This is a genomic window from Micromonospora sp. NPDC047730 (assembly GCF_043204765.1).
Taxonomy (GTDB): domain Bacteria; phylum Actinomycetota; class Actinomycetes; order Mycobacteriales; family Micromonosporaceae; genus Micromonospora.
In genome coordinates this window covers 1-21,523 of the sequence record NZ_JBIDCU010000032.1, presented here as the reverse complement: position 1 = coordinate 21,523, position 21,523 = coordinate 1, and the positions used below count along the sequence as shown (strand labels likewise).

Here is a 21,523-nt window from a genome sequence, read left to right as displayed (position 1 = left end):
ATGCGCCTGACCGTCGTCGGCAACCCCGACAACCGTCGGGTCGGCCTGTTCACCCGGGCGGTCCTCGATGCCGGCCTGCCCCGGCCCGCGGTGCTGCCCTGGGCCGACGTGCTGACCGGGGCGGCCCCGCCGGCGCCGGGCGCGCTGGTGCGGGTCGACTCGCCCGGGGAGGACCCGGAGGTGGACCGGCTGCTGCGCCGGTCCGCCGTCCCGGCCCGGCACGGCGAGTTGGTCGGCCTGGCCGACACGTACGCCGGGCTGCTCAGGGGCCTGGGCCGGGTCGCCGCCGGCGGCGCGGAGCTGCTCAACGACCCGACGGACGTCGCCGTCATGTGCGACAAGCGGCGCTGCCACGCGCGGCTGTCCGCCGCCGGGGTGCCGGTGCCCGCCGCGCTGCCCCCGGTGCACGGCTGGGCGCAGCTGCGGGCGGCGATGGCGGCGACCGGCTGGGGCCGGGTGTTCGTCAAGCCCGCGCACGGCTCGTCCGCCGCCGGGGTGCTCGCGCTGGCGGTCGCCGGGCGCCGGGTACAGGCGGTCACCACGGTCGAGGCGGCCCCCGACGGGCTGTTCAACTCGCTGCGGCCCCGCCGCTACACCGACGAGGCGCAGGTCGCCGCGATCGTCGACCGGATCGCGCCCGAGGGCCTGCACGTGGAGCGGTGGCTGCCCAAGGCGGGGCTCGGCGACCGGGTGGTCGACCTGCGGGTGGTGGTGGTCGCCGGGCGACCCACCCACGCCGTGGTGCGGGCCGCCCGGGGTCCGCTGACCAACCTGCACCTGGGCAACGCCCGCGGCGACCTCGCCGCGCTGCGGGCGGCCGCCGGGCCGGCGGCGTGGGCGGCGGCGATGGAGACCTGCGAGCGGGTCGCCGGGTGTTTTCCCCGCACGCTCCAGGTGGGGATCGACCTGATGTTCCTCGTCGGCTGGCGGCGGCACGCGGTGGCGGAGGTCAACGCGTTCGGCGACCTGCTGCCGGGGGTGCTGGCCGACGGCCGGGACACCTACGCCGAGCAGGTGCACGCCCTGACCGACGGCCGGTGGCAGCGCTGGCGGTCGGCGGCGGCCGGTCGCGCCCCCGCCGGGGCGGAGGTGCTGCCGTGCGGAGTCTGATCGGCAGCCACGACCTGCTCCTGCTCACCCTCGACACGCTCCGCTACGACGTCGCCGCCGACCTGGCGGAGCGGGGGCGGACGCCGCACCTCGCCCGGGCGCTGCCCGGCGGCCGGTGGGAGCGCCGGCACTCCCCCGCCAGCTTCACCTACGCCGCGCACCACGCGTTCTTCGCCGGTTTCCTGCCGACCCCGGTCGCCCCCGGCCGGCACGAGCGGCTGTACGCGGCGGCCTTCCCCGGCAGCGAGACCGCGGGCAGCGACACGTGGGTGTTCGACGCGCCGGACCTGCCGACCGCACTGGCCGGCGTCGGCTACCACACGCTCTGTCTGGGCGGGGTCGGGTTCTTCAACCGGCGCAGCCCGCTCGGCGCGGTGCTGCCCGGCCTGTTCGCCGAGGCGCACTGGGAGCCGGAGTTCGGGGTCACCTCCCCCGCCTGCCTGGACGCCCAGCTCGACCGGCTGACCGAGGTGCTGCCGCGGGTGCCGGCGGGGCAGCCGCTGTTCACGTTCCTCAACGTCGCGGCGCTGCACCAGCCCAACCGGCATTACCTGCCCGGCGCGCGGGCCGACGACCTCGCCAGCCACGCCGCCGCCCTGGAGTACGTCGACGGCCGGATCGACCGGCTGTTCGCCCTGCTCACCGGCCGGAGCCGGCCGGTGTTCGCGATCGTCTGCGCCGACCACGGCACCGCGTACGGGGAGGACGGCCACACCGGCCACCGGATCGGCCACGACGTGGTGTGGACCGTCCCGTACGCCCACTTCACCCTGCACCCGGGAGAATGGTGACCAGCACCGACACGGGCCTCGACGGCTCGCCGTACCAGCAGTACCTGTACGCGTACCCGCACAAGACCTCGTACCGGCCGTTGCGGCCCCGGCCGTTGCTGGCGGACGTGTGGCGGGCCGAGGCGCGCGACGCGCTCTTCCTCTACGTGCACGTGCCGTTCTGCGAGATGCGCTGCGGGTTCTGCAACCTGTTCACCCGCGCCAACGCCCCCGCCGAGCAGGTGACCGGCTACCTTCGGCAGCTGCGCCGGCAAGCCGAACGGGTCGCCGACGCGCTCGGCGCCGACGCCGGATACGCCCGCGCGGCGTTCGGCGGCGGCACCCCCACCTACCTGAGCGCCGACGAGCTGGCCGAGCTGTTCGACATCGCCACCACCACGATAGGGGCGCGGCTGCCCGGCGTACCGCTGTCGGTGGAGACCTCGCCGGCCACCGCGACGCCGGACCGGCTCGCGGTGCTCGCCGCGCACGGCACCACCCGGGTGAGCATCGGCGTGCAGAGCTTCCTCGACGCCGAGGCCCGCGCCGCCGGCCGGCCGCAGCGCCGCACCGAGGTGGAGGCGGCCCTGGCCGCGATCCGCGACGCCCGGATCCCGGTGCTCAACATCGACCTGATCTACGGCATCGACGGACAGACCGCTGACACCTGGCGGGAAAGCCTCGACGCGGCGCTGGCGTGGCGCCCCGAGGAGCTCTACCTCTACCCGCTGTACGTGCGGCCGCTGACCGGGCTCGGGCGGCGGGCGCACGACCGGGCGGACTGGGACGCCCAGCGGCTCGCCCTCTACGAGCAGGCGGTGGCGACGCTGGGCGCGGCCGGGTACCGCCAGGAGTCGATGCGGCAGTTCCGCCGCACCGACGTGCCGGCGCCGGACGGGCCGGACTACTGCTGCCAGGACGACGGCATGGTCGGGCTGGGCTGCGGCGCCCGCTCCTACACCACGAGCCTGCACTACTCGTTCGACTACGCGGTCGGCGTGTCGCAGGTGCGGGCGGTGCTCGACGACTACGTGACCCGCCCGGCCGACGACTTCCGGCACGCCGAGTTCGGGTTCACCCTCGACGGCGCCGAGCAGCGCCGCCGGTGGCTGCTCAAGTCGTTGCTGCGCGTCGACGGCGTCGACCCGGCCGCCTACCGGGCCCGGTTCGGCCGCCCGCCCGGCGACGACTTCCCGGAGCTGGGCCGCCTGGTCGACCGGGGCTGGGCCACCCACGGCGGGCTGCGGCTGACCCCGGCCGGGCTGGCCCGCTCCGACGCCGTCGGCCCGTGGCTGACCTCGGCCCGGGTCCGCGACGCGATGACCGGGTACGTGCCGAGGTGAACCTGGCGATCCTCTACCGGGGCCCGCTGGCGAGCTGCAACTACGACTGCCCGTACTGCCCCTTCGCCAAGCGGCACGACCCGCCGGAGCTGCTGCGCGCCGACCGGGCCGCCCTGGACCGCTTCGCCGGCTGGGTCGCGGCCACCACCGACGTGCGGCTGTCCGTGCTGTTCACCCCGTGGGGCGAGGGGCTGACCCGCAGCTGGTACCGGGACGCGATGGTGTCGCTGTCGCACCTGCCGCACGTCGACCGGGTCGTCATCCAGACCAACCTCGCCGCCCGGGTGGACTGGCTGGCCGACGCCGACCCCCGCGCCGCCGCCCTGTGGACCACCTACCACCCCGGCCAGGTCGACCGGGACCGCTTCCTGCGCCGCTGCCTGCGGCTGTCCGAGCTGGGCATCCGGTACTCGGTCGGCGTGGTCGGCCTGCCGGAGCACCTCGGCGAGGCACGGGCGCTGCGGGCCGCCCTGCCCGCCGAGGTCTACCTGTGGGTGAACGCCGCCGAGGGCCGGCGCTACGACGCCGCCGAGGAGGCGGTCTGGACGGAGCTGGATCCGCTCTTCGGCTTCAGCGTCCGCCCGCACGTGTCGCTCGACCGGCCCTGCCACGCGGGCGAGACCGCCGTCTCCGTGCTCGGGGACGGCACGGTGCGCCGGTGTCACTTCATCGCCGAACCGATCGGCAACCTGTACGACGGCTCGTGGCGGCCGGCCCTGCGGCCCCGCCCGTGCGCGAACGCGACCTGCGACTGCCACATCGGGTACGTGCACCTCAAGCCGCTCGGCCTGCGGGACGTCTTCGCCGGTGGGCTGCTGGAACGCATCCCGGCGGCCTGGCCGTCGGCGCGCCCGCCGGTGCCGGTCGCCCCGCCCCGGCTCCGCCCGTCCTGAGCGACGCGCCGGCCCGGGCGGGCGGGCCCTTGCCACCCGGCGAGGGGGCGACCGGCGCGGGCCGGGCCGCCCCCTCCGTCGATCGGGCGAACCTCAGTGCGCGCCGGGCATGGCGGCCGCCGCCTCCTCTTGGGCGCGCCGCTCCTCACCGCTGAGGGTGTGCAGCGGCTTCTCCCGGATGAACAGCACGACCACCACGGCGAGCAGCGCGAACGGGGCGCCGATCAGGAACAGCTCGGCGGTGGCGGTCCCGTACACGTCCTGGACGATCCGCAGCACCGGCGGCGGCAGGGTGGAGAGGTCGGGCACCTCGGCGGAGCCCTCCCCCGCGGCGCCGCCGGCCAGCGGGCCGAGCTTCTCGGCGGTCAGCGAGGCGACCCGGTTGGCCATGACCGCGCCGAGCGCGCTTACCCCGATCGCGCCGCCCATGCTGCGGAAGAAGGTCAGCACGGAGGTGGCGGCGCCCAGTTCCTGCGCGGGCACGTCGTTCTGCGCGGCGAGCACCAGGTTCTGCATCAGCATGCCGACCCCGACGCCGAGTACCGCCATGTAGACGCCGAGCAGCAGCCCGCTGGTGTGCGCGTCGATGGTGGCCAGCAGCAGCATGCCGACCGACATCACCACCGCGCCGGCGACCAGGTAGCGCTTCCACCGGCCGGTCTTGGTGATCAGTTGGCCGGCGATCGTCGACGAGACCAGCAGGCCGAAGATCATCGGCAGGCTCATCAGCCCCGCCACCGTCGGCGACTTGCCCAGCGAGATCTGGAAGTACTGGGACAGGAACACCGTGCCGCCGAACATCGCCACGCCGACCAGCACGCTGGCGATGGTGGTCAACGAGACCGTCCGGTTACGGAAGATGCCCAGCGGCACGATCGGCTCCTCCGCGCGGGCCTCCACCGCGACGGCCAGCGCCAGCAGGGCGATCCCGCCGCCGACCATCAGGGCGGTCCAGCCGGACGCCCAGGCGAAGGAGTTTCCGGCCAGGGACGACCAGATCAGCAGGGTGGAGACCCCGGAGGTGATGAGCAGCGCCCCGAGCCAGTCGATCCGCACCCTGCGGCGGGTCACCGGCAGGTGCAGGGTGCGCTGGAGCAGGAAGATCGAGAGCAGGGTGAACGGCACCCCGATCAGGAAGCACCACCGCCAGCCGAGCCAGGAGGTGTCGACCAGCACGCCGCCGATGAGCGGGCCGGCGATGGTGCCGACGCCGAACACGGCGCCGAAGATGCCGGCGTAGCGACCCAGTTCGCGGGGCGGGATCATCGCCGCCATCACGATGGTGGCCAGGGCGGTCATGCCACCCGCGCCGACCCCCTGCACGATGCGGCTGATCAGCAGCACCTCGACGTTCGGCGTCAGCCCGGCGATCAGCGAGCCGACCACGAAGAGGCCGAGGGAGAGCTGGATGAGCAGCTTCTTGCTGTAGAGGTCCGCCATCTTGCCCCACAGCGGCACGGTCGCCGTCATGGCCAGCAGCTCGGTGGTGACGATCCACGTGTAGACGGTCTGGGAGCCGTCCAGGTCGGCGATGATGCGCGGCAGCGCGTTCGCCACGACCGTGGAGGCGAGGATCGACACGAACATGCCGACCATCAGGCCGGAGAGTGCCTGGAGCACCTCTCGGCGGGACATGCGGCCGGCGCTGACCTTGGGGGTCTCGGCGGGCACGGTGGCGGTCATTGACGCTTCCTCACGGGTGCGGGTTCACGGGCCGTCCGGGGACCGTTCCCCGGAAGGGGGCTTGCAGGGTCAGGAGGGGTCCGGCTGCGGCAGGCCCGCGGCGAGCGCGGCGAACGCCTCGTCGACGAGGTCGGCCAGGTCCGGTCCGTCGGGGTGTGCGGCCCACCGGGTCATCGCGGTACGCACCGCCGCGCCGGCCACGGCGGTGACGAGTGCCGGGTAGCCGTGGTCGGGGTCGACTCCGACCCGCGCCGCGACGACCTCGGCGATGGCCCGCTCGGTCTCGACGTTGCCGGCGACCAGACGGGGCAGCAACGCCGGGTTGCGCGTCACCACCTCCATCCGCAGGCACCACAGCTCGCGCTCGGTGCGCACCTCGTCGACCACGTCGGCGAGCGCGGCCCGCAGCGCGGCCAGCACCGGCACCTCCGGCGGCACGGCCGCCAGGCGCGCGACCAGCCGCGCCGCGTCGCCCGCGTGGTCGCCGACCAGCGCGTCGTCCTTGCAGGCGAAGTAGTTGAAGAAGGTGCGCGGGGAGACGCCGGCCGCCTCGCTGATCTCCTCCACCGTCACCTGGGCCAGGCCGCGCTCGGCCACCAGGCGGAGCGCCGCCTCGGTCAGCGCGGCCCGGGTCCGGCGCTTCCTGCGGTCGCGCCGGCCGGGGCCGGGTTCGGTCTCGGCGGTGTGCACGCGGGAACGCTACAAGCGATCTTGCACTTTGTGCAAGAAATTATCCCCGACGTGACGCGGACCATTGGCCGACCGGCGGGTCACCAGTCGCAGTCGGGCCCGCGGGGCATCGGGCAACCTGCGAGAACACCGACCGGCGGCCGGTCGCCCAAAATCCAGTCATGACTGTCACTGAGCAAGGAGCCGCCGCCGTCGCCCCCCGGGCGACACCGGCCGGGCGGGGACGGATCGTGCTGGGCGCCACGGCCGCCGGCGTGCTGCTGTCGGTGCTGTGGTCCTACGAATTCGTCGACCACGTCATCGGCGACTCGGTGGCCAACGCGATGCTCGGCCGCGACGCCAAGGCGACCGCGATCGGGGGCACCCTGGCCGGTCTCGTCTTCGCCTTCGTCTCCGGTCTGGCCGGCACGTTCACCGCCTGCAACATCGCCATGGCGGCGTCCATCGGCCCGATGAGCCAGGCCGGTGCGGGCGGGGCGACGAGGGCCGGGCTGCGCAGCCTGGTACGGCCGGTGGGCTGGCTCACGGCCGGCATGGTCGCCGTCGCCGCGGTCTACGGCTTCGTCGGCGTACTGGTCGGCGACGGTCTGCCGCAGCTCTCCACGGCCACGGTCGGCGGTCTCCCGGTACGCCTGGTCCAGTCCATGGTCGTGTTCGGGCTGATCGGGCTGGCCTTCGTCTACCTGGGCCTGGCCGCGCTCGGGGTGCTGCGGGACCCGTTCGCGCACCGGCCGGCGGCCCGGGTCGTGGTGCTCGGCGCCCTCGTCGGCGGTTTCCTGATCGGCCGGCCGTACCCCCTGTTCAACAAGCTCTTCCACTGGGCCGTCGATTCCGGCAACCCGCTCTACGGCGCCGGCGCGTTCGTCCTGCAGTCCATTGGCAACGTGGCCGTCGTGACGGCGCTGTTCGCCCTGATCGTGGTGCTCACCCGTGGCCGCTTCGTGAGCTGGCTGGCGGCGAGCCCGTCCCGGACCGCCGCGCTGACCGGCGGGATGCTGATCGCGCTGGGCGTGTTCATGGTCGTCTACTGGGACGTCCGGCTACCGGCGATGTTCGACTACGGATGGTTCCCGACCATGCCGTACAACAGCAGGTGAGCGATGCCGGGCGGGCCGGCCGGCGCCGGACCCGCGGCGGCGGCCGGTCGCCGCGACCACGCCGCCCGCGCAACGGTGCCGCCGGCCACGGCCGGCGGCACCGCCGTCGGTGTCCCCGCGCCGGCCCGGCGCCGACCCGGGCCGGCCGCCGGCGCGCCGCACCCGGCCGCCGGCACGCCGCCCGGGTGTGGCGGGTGACGCCCGGCCGGCGCGGCGCCGCGCTACCCGCGCGGCACGTAGGCCGGCAGCGCTCCGCCGGCCAGCGCCTGCGCCACGGTCTGGGCGGCGGCGTCGCGGGGCGACAGCCGACGCGGCCCCTCCGGCCAGGCGATCCCGAGCTCCGCGTCGAGGGGGTTGACGGTGCGTTCGGCCGCCGGGTCGTACGGCGACGAGCAGAGGTAGACGACGGTGGCCGGCTCGGTCAGCGCGCAGAACGCGTGACCGAGCCCGGCGTCGAGGTGGACGGCGCGGCGGTCGACGTCGTCCAGGCGCACCCCCTCCCACCGGCCGAAGGTCGGCGAGCCCACCCGCAGGTCCACCACGACGTCGAGCACCGCCCCGGAGACGCAGGTGATGTACTTGTCCTGGCCGGGTGGCACGTCCACCAGGTGGATGCCTCGGATCACCCCCCGTGCCGAGACGGAGACGTTGGACTGCGCCACCCTGAACGGTCGTCCGACCGCCTCCGCGAAGCGGCCCGCCTGGTACCACTCCAGGAACAGGCCCCGGTCGTCGTGGTGCTGCTCCGGGGTGACCAGCCACGAACCCTCGATCGTCAACGCCCGGATGTCCACCACTGTCCTCCTCACCCGTCGCGGAACTCGCGGGCCGGTCACGGCCAGCCACCGAGCGGCGAGTCGGAAACCCGACTCGGCGTCCACCGGCCACGCCGGGACACCATCGATGCATTGTGGACGACGGGGCCGCGGGCGCGGGCGTGGCGATGACGCACCGGAGGCGGCGATGAGCGCGCCGACGCCACGACTGCTCGTGACCGGCGCGGGCGGGTTGCTGGGCCTCGAGTTGGGCGAGGTCCTCGCCGGCGGCCGGCACACCACCCTCGACCGGGCCATGCTCGACATCACCGACGCCGCCGCGGTCCGGCACGCGGTGCCCGGCCACGACGTCGTCGTCAACGCCGCCGCCTGGACCGACGTCGACGGGGCCGAGTCGGACGAGGCCGGCGCGACCGCGGTGAACGGCGCCGGCCCGGCCAACCTGGCCCGGGCGTGTGCGCGCAGCGGGGCGCTCCTGATCCACCTGTCCAGCGACTACGTCTTCTCCGGCGAGACCACCGTGCCGTGGCCGGAGGACGCTCCGCCGGCCCCGCTGAACGCGTACGGCCGCAGCAAGCTCGCCGGCGAGCGGGCCGTGCGCGGCCTGCTGCCCGGCGCGGGCTACGTGGTCCGCACCGGCTGGCTGTACGGCCGCCACGGCCCCAACTTCGTCCGCGCGGTGCTGCGGCGGGCCGCCGAGACGGAGTTCGTGGACGTCGTGGACGACCAGCACGGCCAGCCCACCTGGGCGCGCGCGCTCGCCGGCCGGCTGGTCACGCTGGCCGGGCTGGCGGCCGCCGGGCGGGCGCCGGCCGGGATCTACCACGGCACGGCGGCCGGCCGGACCACCTGGTACGGCTTCGCCCGGACGGTCTTCGCGCTGCACGGGCTCGACCCGGACCGCGTGCGCCCGACGGGCAGCGGGAGGCTCGCCGCCCGGCCCGCCCGGCGGCCACGGATCTCCGTCCTCGGGCACGACGGGTGGGCGCGGGCCGGCCTCGGCCCGCTGCCGCCATGGCGACGGATGATCGAGGCGGCCGTGGCCGAGGAGCGGAGCCGGGCCGAGCCGGCCGGCGGAGACCGCACGCGACGGAGGTCGGCATGAACGCGACGAGGATCCTCGTCACCGGCGGCGCCGGCTTCATCGGGTCGCACTACGTCCGCACCCTGCTGCGGCCGGCGGGACCGCGCGGCGTCCGGATCACGGTGCTGGACAAGTTGACGTACGCGGGCAACCTCGCCAACCTGCGCCCCGTCGCCGGCCACCCGGCCTACCGTTTCGTCCGCGGCGACATCTGCGACAGCCACCTGGTGGACCGGCTGGTGGCGGAGCACGACCAGGTCGTCCACTTCGCTGCCGAGTCCCACGTGGACCGGTCCATCGCCGACGGCGGTGACTTCGTCCGCACCAACACGCTCGGCACCTACACGCTGCTGGAGGCGGTCCGGCGGCGGCACGGCGACCGCGCGGTCTTCGTGCACGTCTCCACCGACGAGGTGTACGGGTCGATCGAGCACGGCACGTGGCCGGAGACGGACCCGGTCCTGCCGAGTTCGCCGTACGCCGCCGCGAAGGCCGCCAGCGACCTGCTCGCCCTGGCCTTCGTCCGGACGCACGGGCTCGACGTGCGGGTGACGCGCTGCGCCAACAACTACGGCCCGCACCAGCACCCGGAGAAGCTGGTGCCGCTGGCGATCACGAACCTGCTCGACGGCGGGGACGTCCCGCTCTACGGCGACGGGCTGCACGTGCGCGACTGGCTGCACGTCGACGACCACGTCCGGGCGCTGGAGCTGGTGCGGACGCGGGGCCGGGCCGGGGAGGTCTACAACGTCGGCGGAGGCACCCAGTTGACCAATCGGGAGATGGCCGATCGCCTGCTGGCGGCCTGCGGCGCCGGCCCCGACCGGATCCGCTACGTCGAGGACCGCAAGGGGCACGACCGGCGCTACGCGGTCGACTGGAGCAAGATCAGATGCGAGCTCGGGTACGCGCCGCGCAAGGACCTCGACGGCGGGCTCGGCGAGACGGTCGCCTGGTACCGCGCGAACCGCGCCTGGTGGGAGCCGCTCCGGCGCCGCCCGGTGTTGCGCAAGCTGGGAGACCGCCCGGGACGGACGGCGGGTTAGCCTGACTGTCCTCGATCGACACCGGACGGGAGGTCCGCGATGGTGTCCGTCGCCTGTCACGGTGGAGCCCCGCCGGAGGGTCCCCGGGTCGCCGGAGCCGACGGGAGCGCCGAGGTGCCCGAGGTCGACCCGCGGCATCTGTCCTGGTGGACCGCAGCCGATCCGGACGCGCGGACGGGCCCGCGGCGTCGCGCACCCGCCGGACGGGCGCCGGCCACCGGCGCGGACTTCTGGCGGTGGTGGGGCGACCCCCACGGTGCCGACGCGGACGCCGACCCGGCGGCGACCGACGTCGGACCGGGTGGGCCCGGGCTCATGCCGTAGCCGTGCGGGATCGCGCCGGGTACGAGCACGGTGGTCGGCCACGACCACGGGCGAAACTCACTCACCGTCGTCACGGGCTCGCCCGTACGCGCCGGATGTGATACTTTTCGCCGAACTGAGAGGAGCCGTCCCCTGCGGCCCGTCAGTACGACTCTGGGATAGCACGCAGCTGCGACGAACGCGATGTCCACATGCGCCCATCGAGGAGACACCGTGCCGGTGCCCTGTCGGGACCGTGCTCTGCCTGGTTCCCCGTTGCCGACCGGCACCACCGCGCGCGTTCGTACGACCGCCGCGCCGATCTGATCCCCCTCGTTGAGATGACCTTCGGCGAGCTGGATGCGCTGCCCCTCACCGCCCTGGTGACACGGCCCGTCACGGAGCAGTTCCCCGACCTGCGGCCGGGCGCCGCACGGTTCGACGCTCCCGCCGGCACCCTGGTGCACCACGCGGTCCGCGACGTGATGACCCGGTATCCCGCGCGGGCCGGCGCGGACGTCGCGCACCCGCGGTCCCGCACGGTGCTCGACTGGGCGGCCGGCCGGTTCCGTACGCTGATCGGGGCACCGGGCGGCATCGTGTCGTTCGGCGCCGACATGACGAGCCTGACCGAGAAGTTCGTCCGGTCCGTGGCACCCGCACTCCGCCCCGGCGACGAGGTGATGTGCACGGCTCTCGACCACGCGGCCAACGTGGACCCGTGGCGCGAGTCCGCCCGGCGGCAGGGTGCCGTCGTCCGGGTGGCGGACCTGTCGCCGAGCGGCGAGCTGACCGTCGACGCGGTCACCGAGCAGCTCAGCCCGCGTACCCGGTGGGTCGCGGTCACCGCCGGCTCCAACGTCCTCGGCAGCGCGCCGGACATCCCGGCGATCTGTGCGGCCGCGCGGTCCACCGGCGCGCGGATCTTCGTGGACGGGGTGCAGGCGCCGGCGCACCGGTTCGTGGACGTCGCCGCGTGGGGCTGCGACGCCTTCGTCACCTCCGCCGACAAGTGGTACGGCCCCCGGTGCGGGGTGCTGTGGAACCGCGACGGGCGGCCCCGGTCGGTGGTCGCCCGGACCACCGACCGGCCGGGGGTGGCGCGCGGGCCGGGCATCGAGGCGGTCCTCGCCGCGGGAGTGGCGGCCGAGGTGCTGCTCCGCTGGGACCGCTCGGCCGTGTTCCGGCACGGCGAACGCCTCGCCAACCTGCTGGCCCGCGGCCTGCGGATGATCGACGGGGTGCGCGTCCTCGGCCGTCCGGACGGCAGGTCCCCGATACCGATCGTGTCCTTCCAGGTCGTCGGCCGGTCCGCGGCCGAGGTGGCGGCGGTCCTCGCCGCCGAGGGGATCACCGTGGGGCACGGCACCTTCGGCGCGGAGCCGGCGCTGCGGGCCGTGTCGCCCGACGCGCCCGAGTCCCTGCGCGCGGGGGTGGCGCGCTACACGACGCGGGACGACGTGCGGGCGCTGCTCGGGGGCGTCGCGGCGATCGCCTCCCCCCGGGCCTGACCCCGCCGGCCGGGTACGGCACCGGCGTGGCCGGCGGAGCCCGGCCGCGCCTGTCTCACAGCTTGCGGAGTTCCCCTCCGGCGGCGCGCGGACGTCGTGCCGGCCGGGCCGACCGTGCCACGATCGGGCAGCCGGCCACGGCGAGCGGGGCCGGCGGGGGCGGGGAGGTGCCGGTGGACGTACCGGGGGCGTCGACGTCCGGGCCGCTGGTCCTCGACGGCGGGCTGGGCACCGAGTTGCAACGGCACGGCCGGTCCGTGTCCGCCCCGTGGTGGACGGCGCGCTGCCTGCTGGACGCCGAGGGCCGGCGCCTCGTCTCCCGCATCCACGGCGCGTACGTGGCGGCGGGAGCGGACGTGCTCACCGCGGACACGTTCCGCACCACCCTGCGGACGGCGTACCGGGCCGGGACGGACGAGGCCACGGCCGCCGGTCTGGTCCGTACCGCCGTGGCGCTGGCCCGCCGGGCGGCCGACCCGGCGGTGGCCGGCCGGCGGGTGCTCGTCGCCGCCTCCGTCGCTCCGGTCGAGGACTGCTACCGGCCGGACCTGGTGCCCGGCGCCGCGGTGCTGCGACGGGAGCACGGCTGGCTGGCCGACCGACTCGCCCGCGCCGGCGTCGACCTGGCGCTGGTCGAGACCATGAACACCGTCCGGGAGGCGGTCGCCGCCACCCGGGCGGTACGCGAGCACGGCCTGCCGGCCTGGGTGAGTTTCGTCTGCACCGGCGACGCCCGCCTGCTGTCCGGTGAGGACGTCGCCGCGGCGGCCGACGCGGTACGGGCGGCCGGCGCGGCGGCGGTCCTGGTCAACTGCACCGACCCGGCGGGCACCGACCGGGCGTTGCGACGGCTCCGCGCCGCGGGGCCGGGCCTGCTCGGCGCGTACCCGAACGTGGAGGACCGCAGCGGGGTGCCGCCGGCCACCCCGGTGGACCGCTATCTCCCGCCCCGCCTGACGCCCGACGCCTTCGCCGACCTCTGGACGGCCTGGCGCCCGGTCGGGCTGGGCGTCGTCGGCGGTTGCTGCGGCACCACCCCGGCGCACATCGCCGCGCTGCGGTCCCGCCTGGCGCCGCGCCCGGGCTGACCGTGCGGGCTCAGGCGGGCAGGCCGGCGGCGGTCACGCCCAGCTCCGCCAGCTCGGTCGTCACCCGCTCGCGCAGCGCCGCGCGCTCCGCCGCGGGCAGCAGCGCGGCGTCGACCCCGATCAGCGTCATGGCGGCGAGTTCGGCCACGGTGAAACCGTGCCACTCGACGGCGAGCCGGTGCTCGGCGAGCAGGTCGGTGTGGAACATGCTGGGATCGTCGGTGTTGAGGGTGAGCCGCACCCCGGCGTCCCACAACCGGCGCAGCGGGTGCGCCCCCGGCTCGGAGACCACACCCGTACGCAGGTTGCTGGTGGGGCAGACCTCGAGGACCACGCCCCGGTCCCGCAGCGCCGCCACCAGCCGCAGGTCCTCGACCGCCCGGATGCCGTGCCCGATGCGCGGCGGGCGGAACGGCAGGCAGTCCCAGACGCCCTCGGGCCCCACCGCCTCGCCCGCGTGCGGCACGAACGGCATCCCCCGCGCCGCCGCCCACCGGACGGCCTCCCCGAACAGCGACGCCGGGCGCCGCGGCTCGAAACCGCCGAGGCCGAGCGCCACCACCCCCCGGCCGGCGCCGGCCACCGCCCACTCGGCGACCTGCTGGCACTCCTCCGGCGGCCCGCCCCGGACGTGGTCGACGACGAAGCGCATCGTGACGCCGGTGCGGCGGCGGGCCTGTTCGGCGCCCCGGGCCACGGCGTCGAGCTGCTCGTCGAACGGGATGCCCGCCCCCCGCCGGTGCGTGCCGGGGCTGAACGTCACCTCCAGGTGGCGGACGTTCTGCCGGTGCGCCTCGTCGGCGAGCTCCTCGGTGATCAGCTCGAGGTCGGCCGGGTCGCGCAGCGCCGCGCAGCACTGTTCGTACAGATCTGTGAAGTGGCGGAAGTCGCGGAAGCGGAAGAGTTCCACCACCGCCGCCTCGTCGAGCCGACCGAGGTCGAGGCCGTGCCGGCGGGCGATCCGGAGCAGGGTGCGGGGCCGCACCGACCCTTCGAGGTGCACGTGCAACTCGACCTTGGGCAGGCGGGCAAGGACGTCGGTGAGGTCCTGCCCGGCCGGTACGGCGGTCGTCACCGGGCCGATTCTAGGCAGGTCGCGGATGGACAAAATGGGGCGTACCGGCGTCGCGGGAATTTCCGCAGACAGGAGGGCAATCTGGAAGAGGCAGTCATGTACTATGTCTAAGTAAAGAAGCGCGGCCGAGTCCGCGCTGCGGCATCAAGGAGCGCCGTGAAAGAGCAACGGGACCGTCGGACGTACGGCCAGCAATGCGGGCTGGCCTTCGCACTGGATGTGGTGGGTGAACGCTGGACGCTGCTCATCATCCGCGAGCTGCTGGTCCGGCCTCGCCGCTACCGCGACCTGCTGGACGCCCTGCCGGGCATCGGCACCAACCTGCTCGCCGACCGGCTGGCCTTCCTGACCGAGGCCGGCATCATCGAGCCGCTGGACGCCGAACGGCGCACCGCGGGCTACGCGCTCACCGAGCTGGGCGAGAAGCTGCGGGAGCCGGTCCTGGTGCTGGCCCGGTTCGGGCTGACGCTGCTCGCCGAGCAGCCCGTCCGCACGGGCGCCTCGGTCACCCGGGCCTCCTGGGCCGTGTTGGCCATCGAGTCCATGGTCGACCCGGCCCGGGCCCTCGCCGACGAGGTCTACGAGTTCGACATCGAGGGCGAGGTGTTCCACGTCCGCGTCGCCGACGGCGAGGCCCGCACGGTGCAGGGGACGGCCGGCGCGGACGCCACGCTGCGGGTCGCCACCGACGCCCGGACCTTCTTCGATCTCGGCAGCGGCGCGATCGAGCCGGTCGAGGCCGTGGTCAGCGGGGCGGTCTCCGTCACCGGCCCGCCGGCGGCACTCCCCCGCTGCCTCTACCTGCTCGGCCTCGGCGGCCGGCCGGCCGGCGAGCGGGCGCTCTCCGCGGCGGGCGCCGGCCGGCGCTGACGCTCGCCACCGGCGGCCGGCGCGCGGCGGCTCAGCTCGACGTGCGCGGGCCCGGACAGCCCGCCGTCCACCGCGGCCGGCGGCTCCGCGAGGGCGACCTGGAAACCGAGCCGGCCCCGGAGGGCGTGCCGGCTGCTGATCGCCATCAACAGGTCGGCCAGGGACTCCAGCGCCGGCGCCCGGTCGATGCCGCCGACGTCCACCGGGGCGAACCCGAGCCGGCGCAGCAACGCGCTCACCTGCGCCTTGGCCGGCGCGTGGTCGCCGGCCAGGGGCACGGTGACCGGGCGTCCGTCGAGGACGGGCTCGTCGAGCATGCCGGCCGGCACGGTGTTGAGCGCCTTGACGACGCGCCACTGCGGTAACAGTTCCGCTAGCAACCGTCCCCCGGATCCGGCCGGAGCGGGCGGGGCGACACCAGCCTGCGGCGGGTTCGTCGCATCGATGACCGTACGCCCTCGTCCGTCGTCGAGCCGGCCGGCCAGGGCCAGCTCCACGGCGGCGGCGAACGGCAGCATCAGGACGACCAGGTCAGCCCCGGCGACGACGGCGCCCGTCGGGACGGACCGGATTCCGGGGTACGGGGCGAAGGGGCCGGGCGGCCGTACCGGGTCGCCGCGACCGGCGATCAGCACCGGCCCCCCGTGCGCCGCAAGCGCCCTGGCCAGGGCCGATCCCATCCGACCGCGCCCGATGATGCCGACGATCATGGGCGGGGCCGCGTCGCGAGGTGGGGGTACGAACCGTGGGGTGCGATCGTCCGCATCTCTCCGCTCCGGGTCGTGGTCGAGAGCTGTCCGGCCTGGGCCGGACACGATTCGATCGGGTGCCGCCGGCTGCCGCAGCCAAGTTTCCGGCACCGTTCTTGACGGCCACTTGACGCCGGGATGACGCCGGCCCGGCTACCCAGTGCGACAGCTCCGCCTCTTTAAGTATGGAAGTTCTTCACTTAAAGTGGAGGAGCACTGAGCACAGCGCCACGACAGCTGGGGGACGTGTGAACCGGACCGAGATCGGACTCCGAATTCAGATCCTCGGTCCCGTCCGAGCGACGATTCGCGGCAGGGAGGTCGACCTCGGTCCCCCGAAGCAGCGGGCAGTCCTCGCCCTGCTGGCCCTGCGGGCCGGACGACATGTGCCGCTGGACGACCTGATCGCCGCACTCTGGGCGGGACAGCCACCGACGAGGGCCGCCAACCTGGTCCACACCTACGTCGCGCGGTTGCGCCACGCGGTCGAGCCCGACACGCCTCGACGACAGCGGACCAACGCCATCGTGTCGGTGCCCGGCGGGTACCGGCTGACCGTCGCCGACGACCAGCTCGACCTGCAGGTGTTCCGCGCCGGCGTCCGGCGGGCGTCGGCGCTGCGGGACAGCGGCGAGCTGGAGAGCGCGTTCGCCCGGTACGGCGAGAGCGTCGACCAGTGGCAGGATCCCCAGATCGGCGACCTGTCCGTGCTGCTGGCCGAGCAGGACGACATCGGCCCGCTGCGGCAGGAGTTCCTGGCCGCCGCGCTCGACTACGTCGCGCTCGGCCTCGAGCTGCGGCGGCCGGATGCGGTCCTGCCGCTGGCCGAGCGGCTGGCCCAGGCGGAGCCGCTCAACGAGCGGGTGCAGGCCCGGGTGCTCCAGGCGCTCACCCACATCGGCCAGCGCGCGTGGGCCATCGAGCGGTACGCCGACGTGCGCACGAGACTCAAGCTCGACCTGGGCGTGGACCCGGGCCCCGAGCTCACGGCGGCGTACCGGGAGGTGCTGGACGCCCGGCCCGGCGTCCACCAACCACCGTGGCGGGGGCCGGCACCGGTGGTGGACGAGCTGATCGGGCGGGCGGCGGACCTCTCGGCGGTCTGCGACCTGCTGCGCGAGTACCGCCTGGTGAGCCTGACCGGGGCGGCCGGCGTCGGCAAGACGGCGCTCGGCCTGGCGGCGGCGGAGGAGCTGCGCGAGCGGTTCGCCGACGGCGTGGCGGTGGCCGACCTGGCGAACGTCCGCACCGGCCCGGACCTGACCCGGGCGGTCGAGGTCGCCGTCGACGAGCCACCGACCCGGGGCGCCGGCCGCTGCGACCCGCTGGTGCACCGGCTGCACGACCGGAAGCTGCTGCTCGTGCTCGACAACGCCGAGCTGGTCACCGACGAGGCCGCCGACCTGGCGGACGACGTGCTGCGGAACTGCCCGCAGATCACCATCCTGCTGACCTCGCGGGAGCTGCTCGGGCTGCCCTACGAGGCGGTGTACCCGGTGCGGCCGCTGGGCGTGGACGCGGAGCCGGGCCATCTGGCCGCGCAGCCCGCCCTGCAGTTGTTCGCCCGGCGGGCGGCGCAGGTGCGGCCGGGCTTCCGGCTCACCGAGTCCAACATCGAGGCGGTGGCGTCGGTCTGCCGGGCCCTCGACGGGCTGCCGCTGGCCATCGAGCTCGCCGCGGCCTGCCTGCGGACGCAGCGCCTGGAGACGCTGGTCGACGGGCTCGACGACCCGCTGCGCCGGATCCAGCCACCCCGCCGCGGTGTGCCCAGTCACCACCGCTCGCTGCACGCCGCGGTGCACCGCAGCATCGAGCTGCTGGATCCGGCCGAGCAACGCTGCTTCACCGCGCTCGGCGCGATGCCGGCCGCGTTCTGCCTGGAGGCGGCGGCCGTCGCCGACAAGGCGATCGCCGGCGAGCCGCGTACGGTGCAGATGCTACTGGAGCGGCTGGTGGACAAGTCGGTCCTGGAGGTCCGGCACAGCTCGTCGGGCCGGCGTTACCGGATGCTGGGCACGGTGCACGCCCTGGCCCGGCAGCTCCTGCACGAGCACGGCGTGGACGGTGAACCCCCCGCCGTCGGCTGCACCTGCGGCTGCCACACGGGTCGCTGAGGCAGGGGACAAGCGTCAATTTCTACTATATGATTCTCCAGTAGATCAGCCGGTCGACGGGGCGGGAGATCGCACATGGACCAGCGCCACCTGCTCATGCACCAGGCGATGCTCGGTGACCGACGCCGCGTCGAGGCGTACGACCGGGCGCTGGCCGCGGCGGTCGACGAGGACACGGTGGTGGCCGATGTCGGCGCCGGCACCCTGGCGCTCACCGCGCTGGCCCTGCGGCACGGCGCCGCCCACGTCTACGCCGTCGAGGCCGATCCCCAGGTCGCCGCCGTCGCCGACCGGATCATCAAGGCCAACGACTGGGACGACCGGGTGACCCTGGTCGTCGGGGACGCGCGCCTCGCCCGGCTGCCGCGCCAGGTCGACGTGACCGTCTGCGAGCTGATGGGCAACCTCGGGCCCGAGGAGGACATGGCCCGCATCCTGCGCACGTTCAACCGCCGCAACCTGCGGCCCGGCGGGGTCGTCGTGCCCGAGCGGGTGGTCACCCGGCTCGCCGCCGTGCAGTTCGACGACGAGGGCTGGGGCATCTGGAGCGACGACTTCCTCGGCATGCGGCTGGACGTGGTCCAGGAGCTGGTCGAGCCGTCGGCGCACCTGCACTTCCTCAGCCGCGAGCCGGTCCTGCTGGGCGAGCCGGCCGTCCTCGTGGACACCGGCCGCGGCGACACCGGCCTGCGCGCCGCCCGGCCGCTGGCCCTGCCGCTGGAGCGCGACGGCACGCTGCACGCGGTGCTCGGGTACTTCACCGCCACGCTGGCTCCGGGCATCGAACTGTCCAACATGCCCTCCTACCTCGGCTGCAACTGGGCGGTCTTCGTCTGGCCGCTGCGGCACACGCGGGTCGCCGCGGGCGACACCGTGCACGTGCGCCCCCGACGTCCGGAGGGTCCCGCCGCTCGGGACGTGACCCGATGGCGCCTCGACTGTCACCTCGACCGGGCGGACAAGCGATGATCATCTACACCGCGGCGTCGGTGCACGACCTCTCCATCGACGTCGACCAGCTCGCCGGCCTCACCTGGTCCGGCCACGCCCTCTGGTACGCCGACCAGGGCCGCGGGCAGGCCACCTGCCTCGACCCACGCACTGGCGCCCCCGGGCACACGCTGTCCTGCCCGGGCCTGGTGGCCGGGCTCACCTCGCTCGGCGGGGCCCTGCTCTACGCCACCGACGGGGCGCTGCGGCTCTGCGACACGCAGACCGGCGACATCCTGCGGGACGTGCCGAGCCCACGGCCGGGCGTGCCGATCTGCGGGATGGAGGCGGGCAAGGACGGCATCTGGCTGGGCTGGTCCGACGCGCTGGAGCTCCGGCACTCCTCGGACCTGCGGCTCCTGGCCACCGTGCCCGCCCCGCTCGGCGTCACCGGGGTGACGGTGACGGACCGGTACGTCGCCCACACCGACCGGCTCGGCGAGGCGATCACCGTCTTCGACCTGCGCGCCGGGCGGAACGTGCTGCAGATCCACGTCGACGGCCGGCCCACCAGCCTGACCTGGGACGGCCTGCGCCTGTGGTACGGCGACGCCGCCAACCTGCGCCTGCGGGCGCTGGACGTGCCGGGGCTGTCCGCGACGACCGCCTGACCCGGCCTGCTGACCCCTCGGCAGAAAGGCGCACGATGGTTCCGTCCAAGTTCATCTTCGGCCTCTCCCCCCTCGGTTCGGCGGCCCTGCGCGCCGCCCCACCCTCCGGATCGCGCCGTCCACCGCTCGCACCCGGTGGGGCGGGGTTGGGCGCACGCGCGGTCGTCATCGGTTCGGTGGCGACCGCGTCGCTCGCGGCGGGGCTCGCCGCAGCCGCCGGCACGGCGCTCCGGCACGGTCGGCCGGCCGGTCGCCGCCGCTTCGCCCGGGAGGTCGCGCGGACGGTCGCCCGGCTGGGCCCGACGTTCATCAAGGCGGCGCAGGTGCTGGGCACCCGCCGTGACGTCGTGCCGGCGCTGCTCTGCGACGAGCTGTCCATGTTGCAGGACGACGTGCCGCCGATGGACGCCGCGCAGAGCCGGGCCGCGCTGCGCGAGGTGTACGGGGACCGGCTGGACACCGTCTTCGCCTCGGTCGAGGAGACGCCGGTGGCCAGCGGCAGCATCGCCTGTGTCTACCGGGCCACGCTGCCCGACGGGGCCACCGTCGCGGTGAAGCTGCGCCGCCCCGGGATCGGTCCCCGGATGGCCGCCGACCTCGGCCTGCTGCGCCGGGGCGCCTCGGTGGTCGCCCGGCTGCCGATGTTCCGCGGTGTGCCGGTCCGCGAGGTGGTGGACAGCCTCTGCGCGTCGGTGCTGGGACAGCTCGACCTCGGCCGCGAGGGACGCGACCTCGACCGGCTGCGGGAGGACCTGGGCGGGGTCCCGCGGGTACGCGTGCCCCGGGTGCACGCCGCGGCGAGCCGGCCGGCGGCCATCGTGATGGACTTCATCCCCGACCTGGCCGTCGACACCGGCGCCCGGTGCCCCCGCGCGATGCGCCGGACGTTCGCGGCGTCGACGCTGACCGTGGTCTACCAGATGCTGTTCATCAACGGCTTCGTCCACTGCGACCTGCATCCCGGCAACCTCTACTTCACCCGCAGCGGGCAGGTGGTGGTGCTGGACGCGGGCTTCAGCGTCCAACTGTCGGACAAGATGCGCGGGCTCTTCGCGGACTTCTTCCTCAACATGTCGATCGGGCGTGGCGACCGCTGCGCCGCGATCGTGCTGGAGAGCGCGATCGGCGTCGCCGACGACGCGGACGTGCCGGCCTTCACCGAGGGCGTGAAGGACCTCGTGGCCCGCAGCTACCGCCTGTCGGCCAAGGAGTTCAGCCTGATCGCCTTCGCCGGCGAGCTGTTCGACCTGCAACGCCGGTACGGGGTGGCCGCGTCGCCCGAGCTGGTCTTCCCGCTGCTGTCGCTGCTCGTCGTGGAGGGCACGGTGCGGTCGCTCGACCCCGACATCGACTTCCAGGAGACCGCGAAGCCGGTGCTCAACCGGGCGCTGTTCGGCATCCGCTGACGACAGGCGGTCCCACAGGCGGGGCAGCTCGACAGGGCCACATCACCCGACCGCCCACCCGTCGAAGCAGCCTCGGCCCGGTCCGGCCACCCCGCCGTCGTCGGACCGGGCCGAGGGCTCGCCCGCCTTACCGGTGCCGGACGTGCCGCGGGGGGGGGGGGGGGGCCCAGCCCACCCCCCCCGCCGCCCCGCCGTCGGCCCCCCCCCACCCCCCCCCCCACCCCCCCCCCCCCCCCCCCCCCCCCCCCCCCCCCCCCCCCACCCCCCCCCCCACCCCCCCCCCCCCCCCCCCCCCCCCGCCGCGCCCAAACCCC

The 21,523-nt window shown here is 75.1% G+C and carries 19 protein-coding genes; 14 read left to right on the top strand and 5 right to left on the bottom strand.

The genetic code is table 11. From position 1 onward, the window contains the following. Genes ACGF5G_RS34365 through ACGF5G_RS34350 form a run of 4 tightly spaced genes read left to right on the top strand, consistent with a single transcriptional unit; the run spans nucleotide 1 to nucleotide 4,116 of the window. Nucleotides 1-1,110: an STM4014 family protein gene (locus ACGF5G_RS34365; protein ID WP_393270868.1), complete on the top strand. Its 1,110-nt coding sequence runs from the start codon at nucleotides 1-3 to the stop codon at nucleotides 1,108-1,110. Beyond that, nucleotides 1,098-1,901 carry an STM4013/SEN3800 family hydrolase gene (locus ACGF5G_RS34360; protein WP_393270866.1) on the top strand — a complete coding sequence of 268 codons (804 nt, stop codon included), beginning with the start codon at nucleotides 1,098-1,100 and terminating at the stop codon, nucleotides 1,899-1,901. Before ACGF5G_RS34365 ends, ACGF5G_RS34360 begins: the two co-directional genes overlap by 13 nt. Then, nucleotides 1,898-3,223, top strand: a complete 1,326-nt coding sequence (locus ACGF5G_RS34355; RefSeq protein WP_393270864.1) for an STM4012 family radical SAM protein — start codon at nucleotides 1,898-1,900, stop codon at nucleotides 3,221-3,223. The genes ACGF5G_RS34360 and ACGF5G_RS34355 overlap by 4 nt, the downstream gene beginning before the upstream one ends. Next, nucleotides 3,220-4,116 (top strand): STM4011 family radical SAM protein, encoded by an 897-nt coding sequence (locus ACGF5G_RS34350; RefSeq protein WP_393270861.1) that lies wholly within the window; start codon nucleotides 3,220-3,222, stop codon nucleotides 4,114-4,116. The genes ACGF5G_RS34355 and ACGF5G_RS34350 overlap by 4 nt, the downstream gene beginning before the upstream one ends. A 93-nt stretch (nucleotides 4,117-4,209) precedes the next feature. On the opposite strand, the gene ACGF5G_RS34345 is transcribed toward ACGF5G_RS34350, so the two are convergent. Together ACGF5G_RS34345 and ACGF5G_RS34340 are read right to left on the bottom strand one after the other, a co-directional pair. Further along, nucleotides 4,210-5,799 (bottom strand): MDR family MFS transporter, encoded by a 1,590-nt coding sequence (locus ACGF5G_RS34345; RefSeq protein WP_393270859.1) that lies wholly within the window; start codon nucleotides 5,797-5,799, stop codon nucleotides 4,210-4,212. 69 nt (nucleotides 5,800-5,868) lie between these two features. Next, on the bottom strand, nucleotides 5,869-6,489 hold the full coding sequence (locus ACGF5G_RS34340) for a TetR family transcriptional regulator (protein ID WP_393270857.1): 621 nt from the start codon (nucleotides 6,487-6,489) through the stop codon (nucleotides 5,869-5,871). 161 nt (nucleotides 6,490-6,650) lie between these two features. Here ACGF5G_RS34340 and ACGF5G_RS34335 point away from each other — a divergent pair, with 161 nt between their 5' ends. Continuing rightward, entirely contained in the window at nucleotides 6,651-7,586 is a 936-nt protein-coding gene (locus tag ACGF5G_RS34335; protein ID WP_393270855.1) for a hypothetical protein, read from the top strand. A gap of 221 nt (nucleotides 7,587-7,807) precedes the next feature. Here the strand turns inward: ACGF5G_RS34335 and ACGF5G_RS34330 are convergent, their stop codons facing one another. Further along, nucleotides 7,808-8,380 carry a dTDP-4-dehydrorhamnose 3,5-epimerase family protein gene (locus ACGF5G_RS34330; protein ID WP_393270908.1) on the bottom strand — a complete coding sequence of 191 codons (573 nt, stop codon included), beginning with the start codon at nucleotides 8,378-8,380 and terminating at the stop codon, nucleotides 7,808-7,810. Nucleotides 8,381-8,549: 169 nt separating this feature from the next. On the opposite strand from ACGF5G_RS34330, the gene rfbD reads away from it, so the two are divergent. From rfbD to ACGF5G_RS34310, 4 genes are all read left to right on the top strand, one after another. After that, nucleotides 8,550-9,467 (top strand): dTDP-4-dehydrorhamnose reductase, encoded by a 918-nt coding sequence (rfbD, locus tag ACGF5G_RS34325; protein WP_393270852.1) that lies wholly within the window; start codon nucleotides 8,550-8,552, stop codon nucleotides 9,465-9,467. Next, nucleotides 9,464-10,492, top strand: a complete 1,029-nt coding sequence (gene rfbB / locus ACGF5G_RS34320; RefSeq protein ID WP_393270849.1) for a dTDP-glucose 4,6-dehydratase — start codon at nucleotides 9,464-9,466, stop codon at nucleotides 10,490-10,492. The genes rfbD and rfbB overlap by 4 nt, the downstream gene beginning before the upstream one ends. Before the next feature lie 644 nt (nucleotides 10,493-11,136). After that, nucleotides 11,137-12,306, top strand: a complete 1,170-nt coding sequence (locus ACGF5G_RS34315; protein ID WP_393270846.1) for an aminotransferase class V-fold PLP-dependent enzyme — start codon at nucleotides 11,137-11,139, stop codon at nucleotides 12,304-12,306. Between the two features lie 173 nt (nucleotides 12,307-12,479). Beyond that, nucleotides 12,480-13,394 (top strand): homocysteine S-methyltransferase family protein, encoded by a 915-nt coding sequence (locus ACGF5G_RS34310; protein WP_393270843.1) that lies wholly within the window; start codon nucleotides 12,480-12,482, stop codon nucleotides 13,392-13,394. 10 nt (nucleotides 13,395-13,404) lie between these two features. On the opposite strand, the gene add is transcribed toward ACGF5G_RS34310, so the two are convergent. Then, nucleotides 13,405-14,469: an adenosine deaminase gene (gene add, locus ACGF5G_RS34305; protein WP_393270841.1), complete on the bottom strand. Its 1,065-nt coding sequence runs from the start codon at nucleotides 14,467-14,469 to the stop codon at nucleotides 13,405-13,407. A 156-nt stretch (nucleotides 14,470-14,625) separates the two neighbouring features. On the opposite strand from add, the gene ACGF5G_RS34300 reads away from it, so the two are divergent. Next, nucleotides 14,626-15,339, top strand: a complete 714-nt coding sequence (locus tag ACGF5G_RS34300) for a winged helix-turn-helix transcriptional regulator (protein WP_393270838.1) — start codon at nucleotides 14,626-14,628, stop codon at nucleotides 15,337-15,339. On the opposite strand, the gene ACGF5G_RS34295 is transcribed toward ACGF5G_RS34300, so the two are convergent. Continuing rightward, complete coding sequence (locus ACGF5G_RS34295; protein WP_393270835.1) at nucleotides 15,267-16,049, bottom strand: NADPH-dependent F420 reductase; 783 nt, start codon at nucleotides 16,047-16,049, stop codon at nucleotides 15,267-15,269. The genes ACGF5G_RS34300 and ACGF5G_RS34295 overlap by 73 nt on opposite strands. Nucleotides 16,050-16,336: 287 nt before the next feature. Between ACGF5G_RS34295 and ACGF5G_RS34290 the strand changes: the two genes are divergently transcribed. The 4 genes from ACGF5G_RS34290 to ACGF5G_RS34275 all read left to right on the top strand — a co-directional run bounded on the left by ACGF5G_RS34290 (nucleotide 16,337) and on the right by ACGF5G_RS34275 (nucleotide 21,209). After that, complete coding sequence (locus ACGF5G_RS34290) at nucleotides 16,337-18,202, top strand: BTAD domain-containing putative transcriptional regulator (protein ID WP_393270832.1); 1,866 nt, start codon at nucleotides 16,337-16,339, stop codon at nucleotides 18,200-18,202. Between the two features lie 75 nt (nucleotides 18,203-18,277). After that, nucleotides 18,278-19,171, top strand: coding sequence for a methyltransferase domain-containing protein (locus ACGF5G_RS34285; RefSeq protein WP_357464251.1), 894 nt, complete (start codon nucleotides 18,278-18,280; stop codon nucleotides 19,169-19,171). Beyond that, nucleotides 19,168-19,803 (top strand): hypothetical protein, encoded by a 636-nt coding sequence (locus ACGF5G_RS34280; RefSeq protein WP_393270829.1) that lies wholly within the window; start codon nucleotides 19,168-19,170, stop codon nucleotides 19,801-19,803. Before ACGF5G_RS34285 ends, ACGF5G_RS34280 begins: the two co-directional genes overlap by 4 nt. 146 nt (nucleotides 19,804-19,949) lie before the next feature. Continuing rightward, on the top strand, nucleotides 19,950-21,209 hold the full coding sequence (locus tag ACGF5G_RS34275) for an ABC1 kinase family protein (protein WP_393270906.1): 1,260 nt from the start codon (nucleotides 19,950-19,952) through the stop codon (nucleotides 21,207-21,209). Nucleotides 21,210-21,523 lie beyond the last annotated feature (314 nt).